General features: G+C 68.6%; 17 protein-coding genes. 4 read left to right on the top strand and 13 right to left on the bottom strand.

The genetic code is table 11. The features are described 5' to 3' along the window. Positions 1–212 precede the first annotated feature (212 nt). Together KHC27_RS21450 and bioD are read left to right on the top strand one after the other, a co-directional pair. Complete coding sequence (locus KHC27_RS21450) at positions 213–479, top strand: hypothetical protein (protein WP_425514849.1); 267 nt, start codon at positions 213–215, stop codon at positions 477–479. Beyond that, positions 476–1111 carry a dethiobiotin synthase gene (gene bioD, locus KHC27_RS01380; RefSeq protein WP_213334106.1) on the top strand — a complete coding sequence of 212 codons (636 nt, stop codon included), beginning with the start codon at positions 476–478 and terminating at the stop codon, positions 1109–1111. Before KHC27_RS21450 ends, bioD begins: the two co-directional genes overlap by 4 nt. Positions 1112–1190: 79 nt before the next feature. Here the strand turns inward: bioD and KHC27_RS01375 are convergent, their stop codons facing one another. The 6 genes from KHC27_RS01375 to KHC27_RS01350 form a co-directional block, all read right to left on the bottom strand. Then, positions 1191–2444, bottom strand: a complete 1254-nt coding sequence (locus tag KHC27_RS01375) for an acyl-CoA dehydrogenase family protein (protein WP_213334105.1) — start codon at positions 2442–2444, stop codon at positions 1191–1193. Positions 2445–2488: 44 nt separating this feature from the next. Further along, on the bottom strand, positions 2489–3907 hold the full coding sequence (locus KHC27_RS01370) for an LLM class flavin-dependent oxidoreductase (protein ID WP_213334103.1): 1419 nt from the start codon (positions 3905–3907) through the stop codon (positions 2489–2491). A 42-nt stretch (positions 3908–3949) separates the two neighbouring features. Further along, positions 3950–5212 carry an SfnB family sulfur acquisition oxidoreductase gene (locus tag KHC27_RS01365; RefSeq protein ID WP_213334101.1) on the bottom strand — a complete coding sequence of 421 codons (1263 nt, stop codon included), beginning with the start codon at positions 5210–5212 and terminating at the stop codon, positions 3950–3952. A gap of 142 nt (positions 5213–5354) precedes the next feature. Beyond that, entirely contained in the window at positions 5355–6167 is an 813-nt protein-coding gene (locus KHC27_RS01360; protein ID WP_213334099.1) for a MetQ/NlpA family ABC transporter substrate-binding protein, read from the bottom strand. A gap of 20 nt (positions 6168–6187) precedes the next feature. Then, positions 6188–6847: a methionine ABC transporter permease gene (locus KHC27_RS01355; protein WP_213334097.1), complete on the bottom strand. Its 660-nt coding sequence runs from the start codon at positions 6845–6847 to the stop codon at positions 6188–6190. Further along, complete coding sequence (locus tag KHC27_RS01350; RefSeq protein ID WP_213334095.1) at positions 6837–7913, bottom strand: methionine ABC transporter ATP-binding protein; 1077 nt, start codon at positions 7911–7913, stop codon at positions 6837–6839. Before KHC27_RS01350 ends, KHC27_RS01355 begins: the two co-directional genes overlap by 11 nt. A 189-nt stretch (positions 7914–8102) precedes the next feature. Here KHC27_RS01350 and KHC27_RS01345 point away from each other — a divergent pair, with 189 nt between their 5' ends. Both KHC27_RS01345 and KHC27_RS01340 read left to right on the top strand, forming a co-directional pair. After that, the gene (locus KHC27_RS01345) at positions 8103–9476 is read left to right on the top strand and encodes an LLM class flavin-dependent oxidoreductase (protein ID WP_213334092.1); all 1374 of its coding nucleotides are present in this window, start codon (positions 8103–8105) and stop codon (positions 9474–9476) included. Positions 9477–9551: 75 nt separating this feature from the next. Then, positions 9552–9692: a hypothetical protein gene (locus tag KHC27_RS01340; RefSeq protein ID WP_246518654.1), complete on the top strand. Its 141-nt coding sequence runs from the start codon at positions 9552–9554 to the stop codon at positions 9690–9692. 51 nt (positions 9693–9743) lie between these two features. On the opposite strand, the gene KHC27_RS01335 is transcribed toward KHC27_RS01340, so the two are convergent. From KHC27_RS01335 to KHC27_RS01305, 7 genes are all read right to left on the bottom strand, one after another. Continuing rightward, entirely contained in the window at positions 9744–10511 is a 768-nt protein-coding gene (locus tag KHC27_RS01335; protein WP_213334089.1) for an SDR family NAD(P)-dependent oxidoreductase, read from the bottom strand. A 15-nt stretch (positions 10512–10526) separates the two neighbouring features. Beyond that, a complete protein-coding gene (locus KHC27_RS01330; RefSeq protein ID WP_213334087.1) occupies positions 10527–12122 on the bottom strand; it encodes a rhodanese-like domain-containing protein in 1596 nt (531 codons plus the stop codon). 65 nt (positions 12123–12187) lie between these two features. Further along, positions 12188–13258, bottom strand: a complete 1071-nt coding sequence (locus KHC27_RS01325; RefSeq protein WP_213334086.1) for an ABC transporter substrate-binding protein — start codon at positions 13256–13258, stop codon at positions 12188–12190. Positions 13259–13284: 26 nt separating this feature from the next. Further along, the gene (locus tag KHC27_RS01320; RefSeq protein ID WP_213334084.1) at positions 13285–14658 is read right to left on the bottom strand and encodes an LLM class flavin-dependent oxidoreductase; all 1374 of its coding nucleotides are present in this window, start codon (positions 14656–14658) and stop codon (positions 13285–13287) included. Positions 14659–14678: 20 nt separating this feature from the next. Then, positions 14679–16241, bottom strand: a complete 1563-nt coding sequence (locus KHC27_RS01315) for an FAD-dependent oxidoreductase (protein WP_213334082.1) — start codon at positions 16239–16241, stop codon at positions 14679–14681. A gap of 12 nt (positions 16242–16253) precedes the next feature. Then, positions 16254–18005, bottom strand: a complete 1752-nt coding sequence (locus KHC27_RS01310) for an ABC transporter permease (protein ID WP_213334080.1) — start codon at positions 18003–18005, stop codon at positions 16254–16256. Then, positions 18002–19153, bottom strand: a complete 1152-nt coding sequence (locus tag KHC27_RS01305; RefSeq protein WP_213334078.1) for an ABC transporter ATP-binding protein — start codon at positions 19151–19153, stop codon at positions 18002–18004. Before KHC27_RS01305 ends, KHC27_RS01310 begins: the two co-directional genes overlap by 4 nt. Positions 19154–19167: the final 14 nt, after the last annotated feature.

Genomic DNA, 19167 nt, shown 5'->3' with positions numbered 1-19167 from the left:
CCGATTCCGCAAGCCTTCGCAGCTATTTGCCGGGATTCTACGGAGTCGGGGTATATTAAGATATATTATCTATAAATTGGAACCAAGATGAGCGCCGCCCTTGCCATTGGCCGTCCAGGCCTGAGCGCCCTCCGACACGCCGCCATCGTCCTCGCCAGCGTTGCCCTCATCACCCCCTGCGCCAAGCTGCGCGCGCCCTCTGGCCCGTGCCGATGACGCTGCACACGCTGTCGGTGATGGCCATTGCCATGAGCGATGAGGCGCAGGCGCTGTGCTTCCTCGCCGGCGCCAACTCCATCTTCACCGGCGAGGTCCTGCTCACCACCGACAACCCGGCTCGCGACGGCGATGCGGATCGGCTGGCGCGGCCAGGCAGGACCGTCACCGGTGGGCACATCGGCACCGAGGCGATCGGCGATGACGCGCTCCGGAGGTGCCCGTCGGCCGGTCCCGGCTCTGCCGAAGCGGAGGTGGCGTGACGCGGGCACTCGTGGTCACCGGCACCGACACCGGCATCGGCAAGACCGTGGTGGCCGCTGGCCTCGCCGCCTGTCTCGGCGCCAGCTATTGGAAGCCGGTTCAGGCGGGACTCGATGGCGAGACGGACAGCGAGGCCGTGCGCCGGCTGGGCGGGCTCGATGCCTCGCGTGTGCTCGCGGAAGCCTACCGACTGCGCACGCCCGCATCGCCGCACCATGCCGCCGCGCTCGACGGCGTGACGATCAACCCGGACCGTCTCGCCATCCCGCGACGCACGGATGCCCTCGTGATCGAAGGCGCAGGGGGGCTTATGGTCCCGCTCACGGACGAGCTGACCTTTCTCGATCTGTTCGCGCGCTGGCAACGGCCGGTCGTGCTGTGCGCGCGCACGCGGCTCGGGACGATCAACCACACGCTGCTGTCGCTCCATGCGCTGCGCCGGCACGACGTGCCCGTTCTCGGCGTGGTGTTCGTCGGCGAGGCCGCGCCTGAAAGCGAAGCGATCATCGCGTCGCTTGGTGCGGTCTCGGTGCTCGGTCGGCTGGCATGGCTTGAACCCCTGACGCCGGCCGGTCTGCAGGCGCAGGTGCGGCCGATCTCCACTCGCATCACGCAGGCGATGGGCGCGTGACGCCTGCAGTGAGAGCGTCACATCCCATCGCTGCGGGCAGGCGCCTGTTCCACCGCCTGCGTGTTCGCGGCCTCGCGGCCTACTCTGCCGCCTGCCGGGCGGGTTCGGCCGCCGGCGTCCCGATGCGCCATTGATAGGGCGGCAGCGTCCCGTTCACCGCGAAGTCGCCGACGATCCTGTCCTTGTAGATGCGCGGATTGTGCGAGGAGAGGGTGCGCACATTGCGCCAGTGCCGGTCAAGCGCGAGCGGCTTGCGCGTCGCCGAGGCGCCGAGCGCATCGAACAGCGTGGTGGAGGCGTCGAGGATGAGGTTTGTCACCACCGTCTGCGCCTGCGCGGTCTCCAGCTCGGCGATGGCGTTGGCGCGTTCTTCGGCGGCCTCATCACCGTTGAAATGCGCCTCGAAGGCGCGCTGGAGCGAACCGGCCGCCTGCAGCGCGATGGCGGCGGCGGAATAGGCGGCGCCGCGGGCGCGCCCCACAACGGCGAGAACCTGCGGGTCCTGCGCCGAGCGCGGGCCATTGGCATGGGTATAGGTGCGGTTGCGCGCCGCCACGGCACGGGCGACCTCGCGGGTTATGGCGCGGCCAATGCCGGCGATCGTCGCGAGGTGATAGAGCTGGTAGAAGGCCGCGCCGTAACGGAAGCGCTCGGTGTCTAGAACCACCTCCTCACGCGCCACCGCCACATCGGCGAAGGTGGTGGTGCCGCTAACCGAGAGGATCTGCCCGAAGCCGTCCCAGTCGTCGACGATCTCGACCCCCGGCGCATCGGTGCGCACGAAGACCGACAGTTCCTCGCCCTGAGGTCCGGTGGCGCCGACATCGATCCACGACGCGTAGAGCGAGCCGGTGGTGTAGTATTTGACGCCGTTCAGCCGCAGCGTCCCGTCGACCTCGGTGAGGCGGGTGCCAAAGGCCTGCAGCGCGGCGCTGCCCGCCTCGGTCCAGGCGCTGCCGGCATATTCCCCCGCGGCGATGCGCGCGAACCAGCGTTCGCGCCGTTCCGTATCGCGGGAGTTCAGCACATCCTCGGTGAGGCCGAAATGCACCCGCAGGGCCTGGGTGACGTTGGAATCCGCCTCGGACAGCTCGATCAGCAGATTGGCAAGTTCCGGCAGCGTCGCGCCGAGCCCGCCCGCTTCCTCCGGCAGGCGCACCGCGCCGAACCCGGCCTCGCGCAGCCATTTGATCGGCTCGAAGGCGAGCTCGCGCGTGAGTTCGCGCTCCACCGCCCGCTCGGCGATACGGGCGAAGATGGGGCGGAAACGCTCCGCCAGCGTCTCGTAGCGGGCGCTGGGGCCGGCGCCCCAGGCGAGGTCGATCTGGCTCATGATGGTTTACCTCTATCGTGAGGCCCGCCGCAGCAGGCCGTTGTTCATTCGGCCGCGGCGACGCCGGCGCTGGCGCGCTGCTCGGCCTCGCGGCGCTTGACCGCCTCGATGTCGCGATAGCCATGGGCCGGGTGGGTGGCGGGCAGGTAGGGCCCCTCGCCGAACAGCTTCTCGCGCAGCGTGCCCGGCCGGTACGCGGTGGGGTAGGCGCCGCGCTTCTGCAGCTCCGGCACCACGAGATCGACCACGGATTCGAAGCTCTCCGGCGTCACCGCATAGGCGAGGTTGAAGCCGTCGACGTCGGTTTCCTCGACCCAGTCCTGGAGGATGTCGGCGATGGTGGCGGGCGAGCCGACGAAGACCGGGCCGACGCCGCCAATGCCGCCCCATCTCGCGAGTTCCTCGACGGTCCATTGCTGGTCCTTGCCGCCGAAATTCTCGACCATGGAGACGATGGCGTTGGTCTCCACCTTCTTCAGCAGGTCCGTGGGCGCGTATTGCCCGAAATCCAGCCCGCTCCAGCCGGACATGAAGACCAGCGAACCGTCATAGGAGACGTAGCGGGCATACTCCTCGAAGCGCTGCTGCGCCTTGGCGTCGGTCTCGTCCACGATGACGGTGACGAGGTTGTAGATGAAGAGCTTGCGCGGGTCGCGCCCGGCTTCCGCCGCCTGGCGCCGGATGTCGGCGACATAGGCCTTGAGCAGCGGCTTGGTCGGCGCGCCGACGAAGACGCATTCGGCGTGCTGCGCGGCGAACGCCTTTCCCGCCCCCGACGCTCCGGCCTGGTAGAGCACCGGCGTGCGCTGCGGCGAGGGCTCGGTCAGGCCATAGCCTGGCACGTCGAAGAAGCGGCCCTTATGGCCGATCTCATGAACTTTGGACGGATCGGTGAAGACGCGCTTGTCGCGGTCGCGCAGCACGGCGCCCTCTTCCCACGAGCCTTCCAGCAGCTTGTAAAGCACCTCGACATATTCATTCGCCACCTCGTAGCGATTGTCATGCCGGCGCAGGCCGCCCTGGCCGATGTTCTTGGCCCCGCTCTCCAGATAGGAGGTCACGATGTTCCAGCCGACCCGGCCCTTGGTGTGGTGGTCGGCGGTCGCGATCCGGCGGGCGAAGGTGTAGGGGTGCTCGAAGGAGGTGGAGGCGGTGATGCCGATGCCCAGATGCTCGGTCGCCAGCGCGATGGGCGCGGCGAGCTGGAGCGGATCGTTCACCGGGATCTGCGCCGCCTCGCGGATCGCGTGCCAGTTCGAGCCCTTGTAGACGTCGTAATAGCCGACGACATCGGCGATGAAGATGCCGTCGAAGATGCCCCGCTCCAGCGTGCGGGCGAGATCCTGCCAATAGTCGAGGTCCTTGTATTTGAAGGACCTGTCGCGCGGGTGGGCCCAGAGTCCGGGCGACTGGTGCGCGACGCAGTTCATGTCGAAGGCATTGAAGCGGATGTGGCGGGACATATCGGTTTCTCCGGCGGCACGGCGGGCGCGAGGGCGGTCGGCTCAGATCCAGGAATGCAGCGGGGGGTGGACGCCGTTGAGGTAGAACTGGCCGATCGCGTGGTACTTCCAGCGCACCGGGTCGTGCAGCGTGTGGGTGCGCGCGTCGCGCCAGAGCCGGTCGAGGCCGTGGCGCCCCAGCGTCGAGCGGGTGCCCCCGAGCTCGAACAGCTTGGAGGTGGCGAGCAGCGCCGCATCGGTGGTCAGCACCTTCGCCTCGGCGGTGGCCACCTTGGCCAATGCGATGCTCTCGAGTGTCGTGTCGGCGATGGTGGCGTCGAGCTGCGCGCCGGCGCGGTCCAGCAGGGCCTCGGCGGCGTTCAGGCGGATGGCCAGATCACCGATGGCGCCGAGGGTGAAGGGGTCCTCGGTGGCACTGTCCTTGCCGCTGTCGATCCACGGCCGGGCCTGGTGACGGATGAAGTCGAGCGTCGCGTTGAAGGCCCCGCGCGCAATGCCGGCATCAATGGCGGCGTGCAAGAGCTGGCTCTGCGGGCCGACGGCGCTCGGATTCTCGTAGACGACATGCGCCGGCAGCACGCGCGAGGCGGGAACCACGACGTTGTCGAGGATCACCGTGCCGCTCGCCGTGGTGCGCTGGCCGAAGGCGGACCAGTCGTCGACGACCGTGAGGCCCGGCGTGTCGCGGTCGGCCACGGCGACGTAGACATGCCCGTCCTCGCCCAGCGCGACGATGGGCACGAGATGGGCGAACAACGCGCCGGTGGAATAGAACTTCTCGCCCGTCACGACATAATCGTCGCCCTGCTTCACGAGCCGGGTCGAAAAATCCTCGACATTGCGGCCCTTGAACTCGGAGAAGGCATTGCCGAGCCGGTAGCCCGCCAGGACCAGCCCGAACAGCTCGCGCTTCTGGTCCTCACGCGCCGAGAGGCGGATGACGTCGATGATCTCGAAGCCGTTCTGCGCGATCTGCGTCAGCGAGGCGTCTGCCGCCGCCAGCTCGGCGAAGACGCGGGCCAGCGTGCGCTGGGAAACGCCGGCGCCGCCATAAGCCTTCGGGATGGTGATGCCCCACAGCCCGCTCTGCGAGAACACATCGACCTCGTCGAAGGGCAGGCGCCGCTGCTGGTCGCGCTCGCGTGCCTCACGGGCGAAGAGCGGCGCGAGTTCCCTGGCCACCGCGATCGCCTCGGCATCGTCGGCGATGACATGCGCGGGCTTTGTCGGCCGCGCGGGCGCCAAGCCGGGCGCGCCCTGTTCAGGGAGGGTGGACGGGATCGCGAGGGCGGCGTTCGTGCTCATGAAAGGTCATCCACGGGAAGGGGCGGTGGCGGCCACGGACGGGCGGCCAAGAACGGGCGGCCAAGGACGGGCGTCAACGAGAGGGCGGCACGGCGATGGGTGAGGAGGCGGAGGCGACCAGCCGCCCCCGCCCCGCGTCATCTCAGAAGGCCGGATAGATCTGGCCCTTGTAGCGGTCCTTGATGAACTGGCGGGTGGCGTCGGAATTCAGCGCCTTGGCGAGGATGAGGATCGCCTTGTCGTCCTTGTTCTCCGGCCGCGTGACGAGGTATTCGCCCCAGATGTTCTTTCCGTCCTGGCCCCGCTCGATGTAGAGCGACTTGCTCACGTCGAGGCCCGCCTCCAGCACATAGTTGCCATTGAGCGCGGCGAGATCGACCTGCGACAGGGCGCGCGGCAGGATCGCGGATTCCAGCTCGACGATCTTGAGGTGCTTGGGGTTCTCCAGAATGTCCTTCTGGCCCGGCAGCGGATCGTCGGGCTGGTCGAGCTCGGCCTTGCCCTTGAGCTTGATGAGGCCGAGCTTCTGCAGCAGCAGCAGGCCGCGCCCGCCATTCACCGGGTCGTTGGGAATGGCGACGGTCGCGCCATCCTTGAGCTGGTCGACCGAGGTGATCTTCTGCGAATAGGCGACGAAGGGCTCGACATGCACGGGCACGATCGGCACGAGATCGGTGCCGCGCTCGCGGTTGTAGTCGATCAGGAATGGCCGGTACTGGTAGTAGTTCGCGTCGAGCTGCTTGGAGACGAGCTGGGCGTTGGGCTGGATGTAGTCCGAGAACACCTTGATATCGAGATCGACGCCATCCTTGGCGACGATGGGCTTCACGAACTCCAGGATTTCCGCGTGCGGCACCGCGGTGGCGCCGACGACGAGCGTCTCGCCGGCCAGCGCCGGGGAGCTTATGAGCAGGCCCGCGACGGCGGCCGAGACGAGGGTTCGAAACAGGCTCATGGTACGTTTCCGCTGTGGGTTCATTTTCGGGAGAAGTGCTGGACCAGGCGGTTGCCGCCGGCCTGCAGCAACTGGACAAGGATGACGAGGAGGAGGACCGTCACGATCATCACCTCGGTCTGGAAGCGCTGGTAACCGTAGCGAATGGCAAGGTCGCCAATGCCGCCGCCGCCGATGGCGCCCGACATCGCCGTGTAGTCGACCAGCACGATGGCGGTCACGGTGACGCCGGCGAGGATGCCGGGCAGGGCCTCCGGCAGCAGCGCGTGGAACACGATCTGCCCCGTGGTGCCGCCCATGGCCCGCGAGGCATCGATCACCCCGCGATCGACCTCGCGCAGAGCGGTCTCGACAAGGCGGGCGAAGAAGGCGGTGGTGCCGACGACGAGCGGGGGGATGACGCCGCGCACCCCGAGCGAGGTGCCGGTGATGAGCGTCGTCACCGGCATCAGCACGATCAGCAGGATGATGAAGGGCACCGAGCGCAGAATGTTCAGCACGAAGGACAGCCCGGCATAGACCGCGCCCTGCTGGAGAAGCTGGCCCCGACCGGTGAGGAACAGCAGCACGCCCAGCGGCAGGCCGAACAGCACGGTGAAGAACAGCGCCCCGCCGAGCATGGCGAGCGTGTCGAGCGCCGCATAGCCGATCTGAACCCAGTCGATCCGGTCAAACGACATCGGCGAACTCCCGAAGGGGCTGCTGCGGGATCCCGCCGGCGGGTTCTGTCAGGGTCTCGACCGAGATGCCGGCGGCCTTCAGCCGGGCGAGCGCCGCCCGCTGGTCGCCGCCGGTAAAGGCCACGTTCAGCTGCGCGAAGGGCTCATCGCGGATGGTGCCGAGCTTGCCGCCGAGAAGGGTGAATTCCACGCCCTGTTCGCGGGCGAGATGGCTGAGAATGGGGCTGTAGGTGGCGGCGCCGAGGAAGGTCAGGCGGACGACATGGCCGCTGGCGCCCAGCCGGTCGTGGACGAGCGTCTCGCCGAAGGCCTCGCGGACCAGAACCCGTGTTGCCGGGTGGCGCGGGTGCAGGAACACATCCTCGACCGCGCCGGTCTCGGCGATGCGGCCATGATCGAGCACCGCCACGCGGTGGCAGATCTGGCGGACCACATCCATTTCGTGGGTGATAAGCACGACGGTGAGGCCCAGCTCGCGGTTGAGCTCGCGCAGCAAGCCGAGCACGGATCGCGTCGTTTCGGGATCGAGCGCGCTGGTCGCCTCGTCGCAGAGCAGGATGGGCGGCCGGCAGGCCAGCGCCCGGGCGATGCCGACGCGCTGCTTCTGGCCACCGGAGAGCTGGCGCGGGTACTTCGACGCGTGATCGGACAGGCCGACGCGGCCGAGCAGTTCGCTCACGCGGGCGGCGATCTGCGTCTTGTCCCGCACCCCCGCCAGCCTGAGCGGAAAGGCGACGTTCTCCGCTACCGTCCTGGCGCTGAGCAGGTTGAAGTGCTGGAACACCATGCCGATCTCGCGGCGCAGCTTCAGCAGCTCGCCGCCCGTGACGGTGCCGCTGTCGCGGCCATTGACCCGGATCGCGCCGCTATCGGGTCGTTCCAGCAGGTTGATGAGCCGCACCAGGGTCGACTTGCCGGCGCCGGACGCGCCGATGATGCCGAAGATGTCGCCGCGGGGAATGTCGAGCTCGACCGCGTCCAGTGCCACATTGGCGCTTCCACGCCCCGGCGCGCCGGTGGCGTAAGACTTGGTGACGTGACGAAGCGAGATGATCGGCGGGGTCATGAGGGGCACGCATCGGTCAGGTGGTCCTCGCCGCGCCCGGCGGGGAGGGCAGCGAAGCCCGCCGGCGTCTCCCTGGGGAAGAGCGTCGGAGGGTGTTGTTATCATTGTCTATAGAAATTATATAAAACTACCGTTGTCAATGTCTCGTTCGATCGAACGCCGGCGCACGGAGCCGGCGGGGAGTAAACCGTGAGCCGCGAAATCCGTCTGAACGCCTTTGCCATGAACTGTGTCGGCCACCAGTCGCCCGGCCTGTGGCGGCACCCGCGCGACCGCTCGTCGCACTACACCGATCTATCCTACTGGCTTGATCTCGCACGCCTTCTTGAGCGCGGTCGGTTCGACGGCATTTTCCTCGCGGATGTTCTCGGCGTGTACGACGTCTTCGGTGGCTCGCCGGATGCGGCGTTGAGTAACGCGGCGCAGGTGCCGGCCAATGATCCCATGCTGCTGGTTCCCGCCATGGCGGCGGTCACGGACCATCTGGGCTTCGGCATCACCTCGACGCTGACCTATGAGCCGCCCTTTCCGTTCGCCCGCCGCCTGTCGACGCTGGATCATCTGACGAAGGGGCGGGTGGGCTGGAACATCGTCACCGGCTATCTCGACAGCGCGGCCCGCGCCGCCGGCCGCGAGCGGCAGGTCGCCCATGACGACCGCTACGACATCGCCGACGAGTACATGGAACTGGTCTACCGGCTGTGGGAGGAAAGCTGGGACGACGACGCCGTGCGCCGGGATCGTCACGCGGGGGTGTTTACCGATCCCGCCAAGGTACGGGCGATCCGCCATGCCGGCACGCATTATCGCCTCGATGCCATCCACCTCAGCGAACCCTCGCCCCAGCGCACCCCCGTGCTTTACCAGGCCGGCTCCTCGCCACGCGGGCGAAGCTTTGCCGGCCGCCATGCCGAATGTGTCTTCGTCTCCGGGCCCTCGGCGGCGGTGATCGCGCCGCGCGTGCAGGCGATCCGCGAGGCGGCGCGCGCACAGGGCCGTTCGCCCGACGCCATCAAGGTCTTCAGCATGATGACGCTGGTTCTCGGCGAGACCGACGCAGCGGCGGCGGCACGGCTCGAGGAGTACCGCACCCATGTCAGTCATGAGGGAGCGCTGGCGCTGATGTCCGGCTGGACAGGGGTGGATTTCTCGCAGCTTCCGCTCGATGCGCAGGTGCGTCATGTCGAGAGCGAGGCGGGCCGCACCGCCATGGACAACATCACCCGCGCCGACCCCGGCCGGGTCTGGACGGTGCGCGAGGTGGCTGCGCATGTCGGCATCGGCGGCATCGGCCCGGTGATCAGCGGCGGCGTCGAGCGTGTGGCGGACGCGCTGGAGGATTGGGTCGACACGACCGGCGTCGATGGGCTCAACCTCTGCTACGTCGTCATGCCCGAGAGTTTCGAGAGCGTGGTCGACCTGCTGATACCTGAGCTCACCCGCCGCGGCCGCTACAAGCCGCGCTACGCGGAAGGCACCCTGCGCGAAAAGCTGTTTGGTGCGGGAGACGCCCGCCTTGTCGCGCCGCACCCGGCGGCGTCCTTCCGTTCATCGCGGCGGTAGCGCCGCCGCGACCACATTCCAAGGGGCGCCGGCATCTCCAGCATCGTCAGCGGTTGGTTCACCCACGCGTTCGACGTGCTCGGCGCCTCGTGGCTCGATCACGACGGGCGCTACCGCCGCTCGACCGAATTCATCAAGCTCCTCGAGGGCGTCTGGATCGAGGAGGTGCGCGGGCTTGAATCCGGGACGGCGCGCCGTGCGCCGGTGCCGGCATGACCGCGCCCCGCCCGCTCGTTTCCGCCCATCTCCCGGACGGCCACGCGCCCGTCACGGCAGATACATGCCGCCATTCACATGGATGGTCTGGCCGGTGATGAAATCGCCGGTGGGCAGGGCGAGGGTGCGCACGAATTCGGCGACGTTGCGCGGGGTGCCCTCGTGGCCGACGACCAGGTGCCCGCCGCCGGGGAAGGCGCCGCCGGCCCCGGAGGTCTTCGAGCGGGCGCCGCCGATCCGGCCGGGCACCACGATGTTGGCGGTGATGCCGTGCTCGCCCAGCTCCACCGCCAGTGCCTTGGTGAAGCCGACCAGCGCCGCCTTGGCGGTGGCGACATGGACGCGGTGGAACACCCCGGCATGCGCGCTCACCCCGCCAATGGTGATGATGCGCCCGAAGCCGCCGCGGATCATCCAGGGGACCGCCGCACGGGTGACGAGGAAGGCGCCCTCGACGGTGACCGAGTAGACGGCGCGGAAGGTGGCGAGATCGAGTTCCGTGAACGGCTTCTCGCCGCGCACCGCGGCGTTGTTCACGAGAATGTCGAGGCTGCCGCTCTCGTTGACGATGCGCTCGACCAGATGCTGCGCCTCGGTCTCTACCGAAACGTCCGCCAGAAGCGCCGAGGCGCTGCCGCCCTCGGCGCGGATCTCGGCGGCGACGGCCTCGATCTCATCCCTGGAAGACCGGGCATGGACCACCACATGGGCACCCTCCCGCGCGAGGAGAAGCGCGCTCTCGCGACCGATGCGGCGCGCCGAGCCGGTGACGAGGGCCACCTTGCCGGTGAGCGGGCGCGGTGTCGGGATGGAGGTCATGCGTGGCCTTTCGCGTCAGAGGCGGAACGGGACGGTGCCGTCGCGGCGGACCTGCGCGACGAGATCGAGTTCCCACTGCAGATAGTCGCGCATCGCGTCCTCCCGCTTCTCCCGACGCTCGAACGCCTTGAGCAGGACATCTTCCGGCGGGGAGGCGAGATGCTCGGGCGTGGCTGCCAAGGGGAGGCCCGCGGCTTGCCAGCCCGTCGTTCCGCCGGCGAGCACCTTCACCGGCGTTCCCGTCGCCGCCGCGAGCTCGCGCGCCGCGAGGCGGGCGATGATCCCGTCCGGGGAGGTCAGCACGATGAGGGGTGCGGCGGGAAGGGCGGCGGCGTCCGTGCCGAAGCGCGCGCGGATGGCGAACCAGGCGCCGGGAATGTGGCCGGCCCGGTAGTGGCGGGTGGAGCCAAGATCGACCACGAGCGCGTCGCCCCGCGCCAGCAGCTCCGCCAGCGCGGCGGGCTCGATCGTCTCGGCCTCATCATCGGCCAGACCGATCACCGTCTCCGGCGCGTCGCCCACCTCGATCACGTCGAGCGGCGCCGCCTCGTCGAGCACGAATACATGGTCGAAGCCCATGCGGTGCAGCCACGCGGCGGCGGTGCGGGCGCGCACGCCGTCGGTGTCCCCGAGCACGATGCGCCCCTGCCGCACGGCGATGAAGGTGTCGGTCGCCTGGACGAGCTGCCCGCCGGGCGCGGAGAGGAAGCCGGGACGGTGGCCGGCGCGGAACTCGGCGGGGTCGCGCACATCGAAACGGTAGAGCGTGACCGTATCGCGCTCGGCCTCGAAGCGTGTCAGTGTCGCGGCATCGATGGTCGGGATGTCGTAGCGGCTGGCGAGCGTCCGTGCCGCCTGCCGGGCCCAGTCATGCGCGGGGGATGAGGGCGGCGGCGCCACGCGGTTCGCACCGCGCTCGACCTCCAGCCCGGCGAGGTGCCAGCCCTGGGTGCCGTTCTTCAGCGACACCACGGGGTTGGGCAGCCCGGCGTCGATCAGGATCTGCGCACCGATGATCGAGCGGGTGCGCCCGCCGCAATTGACCACGACCAGCGTGTCGTCCGACGGCACGCTCTCGCGCACGCGCAGCACGAGTTCCCCGCACGGGCAGTCGACCGCGCCGGGTATGGTGATCCAGCTATATTCGTCGAAAGGCCGGCTATCGAGCAGCACGATGTTCTCGCCGGCCTTGCGGCGCGCCTCGAACGCATGGGCGTCGATATGCGGGGTTTCGTAGGTGACCTCGACCACCTCGCCAAAGGCCTTGCTCGGCACATAGACGCCGGCGAACAGTTCGAATCCCGCCGCCTTCCAGGCGGAAACGCCGCCGGCCAGAATGGCAATGTCGGTATAGCCGCCAGCGGCCAGCACCCCCGCGGCGCGCGCGGCCAGCGTCTCGTCCTCATCGACCAGCACGATGGGGGTCGCGCGCCGCGGCACCAGCGGCGGCACCAGCCTTTCGAGACGGCTCAGCGGCGCGTTCGAGGCGGCGAGCAGATGGCGCTCGGCGAAGACGCCTTCCTCGCGCACATCCAGAAGGGCGATCTCGGCGCGCGCGGTCAGGCGCGCATGGAGAGTGGCGGCGTCGAGGCGCGCAAAGGCGGTGGTCATGCGTCACGCTGGGGAGTGAAGGAGGGAAGGAGCCGGCCCTGCCTGCAACAGGGCCGGCAGGCATGTCACTGGCGGTTGAAGACCGCGTCGAACTGCTCGAGGAACTTCTGCGAGGCCTCGCCGCCAATGTCCTGATCGGCGACGATGATCTTCAGCTCCGAGAGCTTGGGCAGGCCGGCCGGGATCTTCGAATCCGGGTGGGTGGGAATGTAGGAACCGGCCTCTGCCACCAGTTCCTGCCCTTCGGCGCTGGTCAGCACCTCGATCAGCAGCTTGGCGGCGTTGGGGTTCGGCCCGCCCTGGAAGATCGCCAGATAGTTCTCGTTCGTCACGACGCCCTCCTCGAGAATGTAGGGCTCGATGCTCTGGCCGCGCTCCTTGGCGGTGACGACGTTCTGCGAGGAGATCAGCGGCGAGAGGTCTCGCTCGCCCGCCACCAGCAGCCGCACCGATTCCGCATTGCCGCGGGTGAACAGGAAATCCTGCGCCGCGAAGCCCTTGATGGTGTCCCAGGTGATGATGTTGTGGGCCAGCAGGGTCTGGAACCAGGTGAGCTGCGAGGCGGCCGAGCGGGGGTCGGAGAAGACGATCTTGCCCTTCCACTTCGGGTCGAGGAAGTCGCTGATCCTCTTCGGCAGCACCGACGGATCGGGGAAGACCTTCGGATTATAGGCGGCCGAAAGCAGGGTCGCGGCGGTGGCGATGTAGTTGCCGTCGGCGTCCTTGTAATTGCCGCCGATCTTGTCGAAGTCGCGCACCTTGTAGGGCGTGAGATAGCCACGCTTCTTCCAGTCGTCGAGAATGAAGCGCTGGCTGATGAACACCACGTCGAGATTGGTGCGGCCCGCCGCCTTCTCGGCCTCGATGCTGGGAATGAGGTCCAGCGTCTGCTTCTGGAGGATGTTCAGCTTCACGTCGGGAAAGGTCTTGCGCCAGAACTCCAGCACCGCCGTGCTCGTCTCCTGCCGGTAGGAGGTGTAGAACACCACCTGGCCTTCCTTCTTCGCCGCCTCATAGAGCGGAGCGAGGCGTTCCGGCAGAGTGTCGGCCCGAGCCGAGGTCAAGGGAGCGGCGAGGGTCGCCGCGAGAGCAAGGCCCGCGGCACCCTTCAGCAGGCTGCGCTTGTCGATGATCATGGTGGTCTCTCCAAAGTCGAAGGACGTCACGCAGCCGCCGGGGAGGCGTGGGGCGTCGCGCTGGGTTTGTGGTGCTTGTGACGGCGCGCCGGGCGCGCGAGGCCGAGATGCTCGCGCAGCGTGCGGCCCTCATACTCGGTGCGGAACAGGCCGCGCCGGCGAAGCTCGGGAACGACCAGCTCGATGAAGTCGTCGAGCCCACCGGGGAGATAAGGCGGCATCACGTTGAAGCCGTCCGCTCCCTCGTTGAGGAAGCGCTCCTCCATCGCGTCGGCGACCTGTTCGGGGGTGCCGACCACCTGCCAGTGGCCGCGCGCGCCGGCCACCCTCAGGCCGAGCTGGAGGATGGACAGGCCCTCGCGTTCGGCCAGTTCCACCAGAAGGGCCTGCCGGCTCTGCGCGGCATTGGTGAGGGGAATGTTCCTCGGCAGCGGGCCGTCGAGCGGCAGATGGCGCAGCGGGACGCCGAGCCGGTGTTCGAGGATCGACAGCGCCACATCCGGGTGGATGAGGTTCTGCAGCTGCTCGAACTTCGCCGTCGCCTCGGCCTCCGTGCGGCCGACCACCGGGAAGATGCCGGGCATGATCTTCACATCGTCCGGCGAGCGGCCATGGGCGCGGGTGTGCGCCTTCACGTCGCGGTAGAAGGCCTGCGCGTCGGCCAGCGTCTGCTGGGCGGTGAACACCACCTCGGCGGACGCGGCGGCGAGGTCCTTTCCGGCCTCGGACGAGCCGGCCTGCACCAGCACCGGATAGCCCTGCGGCGCCCGCGGAATGTTGAGCGGGCCGCGCACCTTGAAGAACTCGCCCTGGTGATCGAGCGTGTAGACCTTGTCGGGGTCGAAGAAGACGCCGCTCTCCTTGTCACGCAGGAAGGCATCGTCTTCCCAGCTGTCCCAGAGCCCCTGGGCGACGGCGAGGAACTCCGCCGCGCGGCGGTAGCGCTCGTCATGGTCGAGCAGCCGGTCGCGGCCGAAATTCAGGGCTTCCGCCTCATTGGCGGAGGTGACGAGATTCCACGCCGCGCGACCGCCGCTGATATGGTCGATGGAGGCGAATTTGCGCGCGAGAATATACGGCTCGTTATAGGTGGTGGAGGCAGTGGCGACGAGGCCGATGCGCTCCGTGACGGCGGCGAGCCCGGCAAGCAGGGTGAGCGGCTCGAACTGGGCGACATAATGGGTCGAGAAGCGCGCCAGCGCCCCCCAGTCCTCGCCCCGCGCGCCCGCGCTGTCGGCGAGGAACAGCATGTCGAACTTCGCCGCCTCCGCCGCACGGGCGATCTCGGAGTAATGGCGGAAGTTCACGCCGGCATCGGCCTGCGCGTCCGGATGGCGCCAGGCGGCGGCGTGGTGGCCGGTGGGGTAGAGGAAGGCGCCGAGCGCCATCTGCTTGGTCATTGTCCTGTCCCTTGTGGCCATCAGGCGGCCGTCTGCCCGGCGGAAAGGCTCCACGGGCTCTGCTGCGCGGCGTCCCGGCCGGCGATCTGGCCGGTGACAAAGCATTCGGCGAGGTTCCCGGCGCCGAGATAGAGAAAGCCCCAGATCGAGCCGAGCTCGCCGGCCTCATAGAGGCGCGGGATCGGCGCGCCATGGGCGTTCACCACGCGCTGACGGGCGTCATGGGCGGGGCCGCCCTGGGTGTTGCTGACCACCGGCCAGAGCTCGCCGACATAGAAGGGCGGGTTCGCCACCGGAAAGAGCGAGCCGGAGGGGCGGGCATGGTCGCGGTCCTCGCCGGCCGCCACCGCCGCGTTCCACCGCGCGAGGCTGTCGGTGACGGTCGCGACATCCGCACCGATCAGGGCCGCCAGCTCCTCGACGCTGTCCGCCCGCTTCAGGAGTCCGTTGCCGACTTCCTTCAGATTGTCGTCGCTCCACTCATAGGGCTCGACCGTGCGATCGTTCAGGACGGTCTGGCCGAGGGGGTAGAGCTTGCGACCCTCCTCATCGAGCACGAGGAAGGCCGGGATGCGCGGAAAGCGCTGGGTCTGCGCGTCATACTGGTCGAGCGGGCGGTGGCCGGTGTCCTGCAGATAAGGCTGGTACTCGTTCATGAAGCGCCGGCCCTGCCGGTCGAGCACGATCCAGGACATGCGCACATCCGGCTCTTTCACACCGGGCGTCCAGTCCGGCATCTTCTTGACGCGCAGGCCATAGGGATAGGCCGGGTCGGGGTGGCGGAAGCCGTAGGACCCGTGGAAGTGCCACATGTGCCAGAGGTCGGCCCCGGCCGCCTGCGCCATGCGGATGCCGTCGCCGGTATTGCCGGTCGTGGCGACCGGCAATACCGGGCGGATCTGCCAGTATTTGCGCTGGAGCTCGGGCGAGGCCTCGAAGCCGCCGGAGGCGAGGATGACGCCGCGCCGGGCGGCGATGCGTTTCAGCGTGCCGCCGCTGCGCACCTCGGCGCCGAGCACAGTGCCGTCCGCGCCGAGGATCAGCTTCTCCGCGGCCGCGTTCAGCCGCACCTCGATGCCGCGGGCGCGGACATTGTCGTGCACCAGCTTGAACACGTTCGGCCCGCGCAGCCGGCCGCGCACCTGCGGGTATTCGGCGCGCGGGTCGAAGCCGGGGATGGAGAGCACCTCCACCGTGCCGAAGGCGTCATAGCCGGGGAAGGGGTAGTTGGCCGGGCGCCGATGCACCGCGATCTCCGCGCCATTCACCCTGGCGAGGTCGCGGAAATAGCCTTCCAGACCGGCCATGCCCTCCGCCACCGCGTCCAGCACATCGTCCGGCACGTCCGGCCCGACGGTCTCGCGCAGATAGCCGCGCGCCCCCGCCGGCTCGACGATGGTGCGGATGCCGCCGCCGGCGCAGATCGAGATCCCACCGGGATCGGGCTGCTTCTCGATCAGCAGCACGCGGGCCCCGGCATCATGCGCCGCGATGGCCGACGCGCCGCCGGCGAAGCCGAAGCCGACGACGAGGACGTCCCAGACCTCGTCGAAGCGGTCGGGAGAGGAAGAACGGGTGGTCATGGCGGCTCTCGGCTAGCTGATGGTGGCCGTCTTCCGGGCGGTGACGAGGCGGATGAAGGCAAGCATCGACAGGCTGACCCCGACGATGATCACCGCCAACGCGGCGGCGAGCTCGACCGCCCCGTCCTCGATGAACTGGAGCACCACGGTGGGCATCACCTGTGTGTCCGACTGGGCAAGGATCGCCGACATGGAAAGCTCACGCAGGCTGAGCGAGAAGACGAGCACCCAGGCGATGCCGACCGAGCCGCGCACCAGCGGGAAGGTCACGTCCTTGATGGAGCGCAGCCAGCCTGCGCCGGAGATGCGCGCGGCTTCCTCCAGATCGGTGGAGAGTTGCTGGATGCCGTTGCGCACCAGCACGAAGGCGATCGGCAGCAGCTTGCCGGCATAGGCGATGAGGATGAGCGTCAGCGTGCCGTAGAACAGGTTGACATAGCCCATCAGGATTCCCACCGCATAGGCGATGGAAGGGAAGCCATAGGCGATCATGACGAGGAAGCCGATCAGCTCCCGGCCGAAGAAACGGAAGCGTTCCACCACCCAGCCAAGCACGAGGCCGAGCGTCGCGCATACCGTCGCGGCGGCCAGCGCCAGCAGCATGGAGTGCAGGATCGAGGCGCGGGCGGCGAAGTTCTCGTCGAAGATCAGCGCGTAATGTTTGCCGACGAGGTTGGCGAGGCTGATCGGCGCGCCGAAGGAGGACAGCACGGAGAGCAGCAGCAGCGCGCCGACCGGGAGGACGGCCGTGATGAGCGCGACGACGATGCAGAAGCCGCCCGCCAGCCAGCGCCAATGGCCCAGCTTGACGATCTGCTCCGGCGTCGCCTTGCCGGTGAGGGTGCGGAAGTTCTCGGCCCGCACGGCGTATTTCTGGATCAGCAGGCTGATGGCGGTGAAGATCAGGATCGGCATCGCCACCGCCGCCGCATAGTTGAACTGCGGCGGGAATTTCAGCAGGTCGTAGATCTTGGTGGTGATGACCGAGAAATTGGCCATCGTGCCGATAGCCGCCGGCGCGCCGAAGGAGGAGAGCGCGTCGAGCATCACCAGGATGACGGCGGAGAGAATGGCTGGCCGCACCATCGGCAGGGTGATGGTGAGTGTGGTACGCCAGCGGTTGGCGCCGAGGATGCGGGCGGCCTGCTCGTGGCTGGCGTCGATGTTGTTCAGCGCCGCGTTCACCGCGAAGAACACCAGCGGGTAGACACCGACGATCTCGATGAAGACGAGGCCGGTAAAGCTCATGATGTTGAGCGGGGCGCTGCTGAAGCCGAGATAGCCGGTGGCGAGCCTGTTGAGGTAGCCGGAATTCGGTGCCGCCAGGAAGATCCACGAGATCACCGAGATGAAGGTCGGGATCACGAAGGAGATGCCGGCGGCGAGCGTCACCAGCGACTTGCCGGGCGCGTCGGTGCGGGCCACCAGCCAGGCGAGGGGAATGCCGAGCGCGCAGGCGCCCGCGGTCACGAAGAACACCAGCCAGCCGGAATTCACCGTCGCTTGCCACATGCCTCGGCGGGCAAACGCCTTCTCGAAGGTCTCGAAGGTCAGGTGGCCCTGGGCGTCGATCAGGCTGTAGCCGGTCAGCAGTGCCAGCGGGTAGGCGATCAGCGCCAAAAGGATGGCGATGGACAGGCCGATGACCAGCAACCGCACCGGCTGGAGCGCGGAAATCCGGCGCAGCAGGCGGGCATCGGCGGAGGCGCCATGCGCCGCGCGGCGGTCGGTGACGGCGGTGCCGGGGAAGCTGATCTCGCTCATGCCACCACCCACGCGCTGCCGGGGCGGGCCCAGAGCTGGGCGCGCCCGTCGGCGAAGGTGCCGCGCCGGCGCGACTGGACGCGCAACAGCGCCTCGCCGGCCGCGAGCTTCAGCTCGTAATGCTCGCCGAGAAAGGATTCGCTGAGGAACGCCGCGGCAATGGGCTGCTCGGCGCCCGGATGTTCCGCCGCCTCCAGCTCGATGTCCTGCGGCCGCAGCAGCACGGTCGCGCGCCCGCCCGTGACCGCGCCATCCAGCCAGGACCGTGGTGCCCGGCTCCAGACCCGTCCGCCGATGTCGAGCGCCACGAGAACCCGCTCGCCCGCCCGATCCACCGTGGCGATCTCGCCCTCCAGCAGGTTGGCGATGCCGATGAAGCTGCCGACGAACCGCGTCGCGGGGGTGCGGTAGACCTCCTCCGGCGTACCGATCTGCTCGATGCGACCCTTGTTCATCACAACGATGCGGTCGGCGAGAACCAGCGCCTCGTCCTGATCGTGCGTGACGTACAGCGTGGTGATGCCGAGGTTCTTCTGCAGGGCGCGCAGTTCGAACCGCATTTCCTCGCGCAGCGACGCGTCGAGATTGGACAGCGGTTCGTCGAGGAGCAGGAGCGAAGGCTTGGTGGCGAGCGCGCGGGCCAGCGCCACGCGCTGCTGCTGGCCGCCGGACAGCTCGGCCGGGAAACGATTGGCCAGCGCGCCGAGCTGCACCAGGTCGAGCACGGCGGCCACCTCGGCCCTGATCTCCGCGCGGCGCCGCCCGGCGACTTCGAGCCCATAGGCGACATTGTCGGCCACGGTCTTGTGCGGCCAGATCGCGTAGGTCTGGAACACCATGCCGAGGCGGCGCTTCTCCGGCGGCAGCGCGAAGGTCGCGCTGGAGGACAGCACGCCGTCCAGATGCACCTCGCCGCCATCGGGCTGGAGAAAGCCGGCGACCATGCGCAGCGTCGTGGTCTTGCCGCAGCCGCTGGGGCCCAACAGCACCACGCTCTCACCCGGCGCGACCTTGAGGTCGATGCCGTTGACGGCAGCGGTTGCGCCCAGGCTCTTGCGCAGATTGCGCAGTTCGAGGCGTGCCGGCGCCTGTGGCGCGGCGGCGGGCTTAGCTGCGGCGGCTTCATGGGCGAAGGCGGTGGCGGGCACGGCAGTCTCCGTCG

The sequence above is a fragment of the Ancylobacter lacus genome, assembly GCF_018390635.1.
Taxonomy (GTDB): Bacteria; Pseudomonadota; Alphaproteobacteria; order Rhizobiales; family Xanthobacteraceae; genus Ancylobacter; species Ancylobacter lacus.
The sequence above is the reverse complement of the archived record's forward strand: the minus strand, read 5'-3'. Positions and strand labels throughout refer to the sequence as shown.